At 48.4% G+C, this 3,340-nt stretch carries 4 protein-coding genes and 1 pseudogene; 4 read left to right on the top strand and 1 reads right to left on the bottom strand.

Annotated elements, in window-relative coordinates; genetic code table 11:
* The 4 genes and pseudogenes from ACWVCM_RS14345 to ACWVCM_RS14360 all read left to right on the top strand — a co-directional run.
* Window positions 1–559: acetyl-CoA carboxylase carboxyltransferase subunit beta (locus ACWVCM_RS14345; RefSeq protein WP_455202446.1), on the top strand; the 559-nt coding region annotated here is incomplete at its 5' end.
* A gap of 17 nt (window positions 560–576) precedes the next feature.
* Window positions 577–1,827, top strand: a complete 1,251-nt coding sequence (gene folC, locus ACWVCM_RS14350) for a bifunctional tetrahydrofolate synthase/dihydrofolate synthase (RefSeq protein ID WP_455202447.1) — start codon at window positions 577–579, stop codon at window positions 1,825–1,827.
* 67 nt (window positions 1,828–1,894) lie between these two features.
* Complete coding sequence (locus ACWVCM_RS14355) at window positions 1,895–2,692, top strand: SPOR domain-containing protein (protein WP_455202448.1); 798 nt, start codon at window positions 1,895–1,897, stop codon at window positions 2,690–2,692.
* Window positions 2,693–3,058: 366 nt separating this feature from the next.
* Window positions 3,059–3,172: pseudogene (locus ACWVCM_RS14360) on the top strand (CvpA family protein); the annotation flags it as partial.
* Here ACWVCM_RS14360 and ACWVCM_RS14365 read toward each other — a convergent pair.
* A complete protein-coding gene (locus tag ACWVCM_RS14365; protein ID WP_455202449.1) occupies window positions 3,127–3,282 on the bottom strand; it encodes a hypothetical protein in 156 nt (51 codons plus the stop codon). The pseudogene ACWVCM_RS14360 and the gene ACWVCM_RS14365 sit on opposite strands and share 46 nt — an antisense overlap.
* Window positions 3,283–3,340 lie beyond the last annotated feature (58 nt).

The following is a 3,340-nucleotide window of genomic DNA, read 5'->3' on the forward strand; positions in this document are numbered from 1 at the left end:
GCAAAAATCTACCGATGAGAAAGATGCCTTGATTAGTATGATGGGGCAGGTAAAGAAAGTACCGTTGGTCGCGGCTGCCTTCGAATTTAAATTCATGGGTGGCTCAATGGGCTCTGTAGTTGGTGAAAAGTTTGTACGTTCAGTAAATACCGCCATCGAACATAATATTCCCATGGTTTGTTTTTCTGCCAGTGGTGGCGCGCGAATGCAGGAAGCCCTGTTTTCGCTCATGCAAATGGCCAAGACCAGTGCTGCTTTAGCCAAAATGCAAAAACGCGGCATTCCCTTCATTTCAGTGATGACCGATCCCACCATGGGCGGTGTATCAGCCAGTTTGGCCATGTTGGGTGATATTAATATTGCAGAGCCTAATGCGCTAATTGGTTTTGCTGGTCCGCGCGTTATTGAACAAACGGTTCGCCAGACCTTACCGGAAGGTTTTCAACGCAGTGAATTTTTGCTGGAGCATGGCGCTATTGACATGATCGTCGATCGTCGACAAATGCGTGATCGTATTGCCAGCGTATTAACCATGTTAACCCATCAGCCCACGCCTTAATACAGCCACGCGCACCCATGCGCTTCACCACTTTACAAGAATGGCTTCAATGGCAGGAAACTTTACATCCCTCTGAAATTGATCTGGGCCTGGATCGTGTGCGGGCCGTGATGCAACGCATGCAATTAGGGGAGCCCAGTTTTACGGTTATTAGCGTGGCAGGCACCAATGGTAAAGGTTCTTGTGTCGCCATGCTCGATGCGATTTATCGCAGCGCAGGTTTTAAAGTAGGCGCTTATACTTCACCGCATATTCACCGTTATAACGAACGGATTTGCATAAACGGTGAAGAAATTTCCGACACTGCTTTGTGTGCGGTGTTTGAACGTATCGATCAATCCCGGGATGATATTTCGTTAACCTATTTTGAGTTTGGTACCCTGGCTGCGATTGCATTGTTTCAGGAGGCTGATATTGATGTTGCTATCCTGGAAGTTGGTTTGGGTGGTCGTCTGGATGCAGTGAATGTACTGGATGCCGATGTGGCGTTAATCACCAGCATTGGCCTTGATCACCAGGATTGGTTGGGAGATACGCGCGAGTCGGTGGCTCTGGAGAAAGCAGGTATCGCCAGATCACAGCGACCAACTGTGTGTGGTGATACGGATCCACCCCAGACATTAATAGATCATTTAACGAAAATTAAATCACCATTGTATCTGCTAAATCGCGATTTCCATTGCCAGGTGGAAGCGTCAACATGGCAATGGCGATCCGAAAAGCGAGCGCGCCATGCCTTACCCCGGCCTGCATTACGGGGTGACATACAATTGAACAACGCTGCCTCGGTGTTGATGGTTCTACAGTTGCTGGAGGATCGCTTCCCAGTCAGTAGTGCCAATATTCGCGTGGGGCTGTCCACGGCGACTGCGCCTGGGCGTTTCCAGGTGATTCCAGGGAAGATAACATTGATCGCCGATGTTGCGCACAATGAACAGGCTGCACAAGCGCTTGCCAGCACATTGCAACAAATGTCCTGCACTGGAAAAACTCATGCGGTATTCGGTGTGCTACAAAATAAAGATGTCGCTGGAATTGTTAATGCCTTGCGTGAGGTCGTGGATGACTGGCATCTTGCAGATTTAAAGGTTGATCGTGCTATGGCAGCGTGTGAGATTAAAGCTGTTTTACATCAGGCGCATATTCAAGTGCCTGTAGCCTGCCATTCGTCCATTGAATTGGCTAAAGAATCGGCAATTGCAAATGCATCAGAAGGGGATCGGGTGGTGGTATTCGGCTCGTTCTACGTTGTTTCGGAAATACTATAAAATACCCGGTGGGCCAGCGTATAATTCGCCTATTCATCACACATCCAGGACAACAAACAGGAAACTCGTGACAGCTATACTCAAACAGCGATTGGTCGGCGCCATCGTATTAATCTCCCTGGGCATCATCTTTATCCCGATGTTATTAACCGGTACTGACGGTTTGACGACCGGTGAAATACCAACGAACATTCCGCCAAAACCTTTATATGAAATACAGGCACCTGCAGTGTTGCCCCTGGAGCAAAAAGACCTGCCAGAGCCTGTGTTAGAGCCCATTCCGGAACCAGCTGCAGCGTCAAAGGATGATCAGCAGAAACCGCAAGCGTTAGTAAAACCTGATTCGGTGAAAGATAAAGGCGATGTAGCGGTCATTGAAACCCCAGATACTGATAAAAAGACAGCAACTGTAACTGAAACAAAGCCTGCCAGTAAGACCACCACGGTTGCAGCATCAGCAAAACCCGAAAAAACTCAGCCGGTTGAACAGGAAACAACAAGCAAGCCTGCCGCTAAAACTGCGACAGCATCGACCACGACAACAACCACCACGACGCCCACGACAACCGCGAAAGTGGAAACAGCAAAACCAGTGGCAAAACCAGCAGTAAAACAACCGATTGTTTCCGGTTGGGTGGTACAGTTGGGTAGCTTTTCCGTTGAAAAAAATGCCCTGAAGCTGCGCGACAAGCTGCGAAAAAATGGTCATGCCAGCTTCGTAGAAGCCTATGAACGCAATGGGAAAACCAGTTACCGGGTACGGGTTGGTCCGGAATTAACGCGTGAGTTGGCTGGCGAACTTAAAATAAAATTGAAAAAAGAAACCAGAATCGATGGTTTGGTGATGGCATTTCCCGGTAAATAATCGAGGCCAATCAATCGATTATTTTGGTTTTGGTTTGTGGCGGTGGTAAAATTCAGTAAACGATTCGTTAGATTTGGAAAGCACCGGATCAGGGTGTTATATGATCAAAGGTTTCAGATATTACCTTAATTAAAAACCTGTAACCTTTGATTATTAAGCTATAATTAGAGTGGATCGAGATCTTTGAAATCCAGCCGAAAAGCATTCAATGAATAACCACTGAGTGCTAAGTAAAGCCAGGCGGTACAGTCAAAACCTTAATTTTTAGACGCAAAGATAAGGTAAACGTTGAGGTAAACGTAAATTATGGTGTGGGTCGATTACGTCATACCCGGCATTATTGTTTTATCAGCTCTTTTCAGCCTGATGAGGGGCTTCGTGCGCGAGGCGTTATCCCTGATCGGTTGGGTAGCGGCGTTTTGGCTGGCGTTACGCTACGCAAATCCCCTGGCTGAATTGTTCCTTTCCAGTATTACCATTCCTTCACTACGAATCATCACCGCATTTACTGGGGTGACCACCACCGGGGTGGCGATACCGAGCGCGGCCAGCCGCCGGCCGAGCGCATCCGCGTCCGCCTCCGAGCTCAGCGGCCCGACCTGGACCTTGTAGAGCGGATCACTCGCCGCTGCGGTGCTGGCCGTACGC

The sequence above is a fragment of the Kaarinaea lacus genome, from assembly GCF_975902315.1.

Excerpts from the sequence above, each read along its gene's own strand:
- folC (WP_455202447.1), top strand. The coding sequence starts at position 577 with ATGCGCTTCACCACTTTACAAGAATGGCTTCAATGGCAGGAAACTTTA.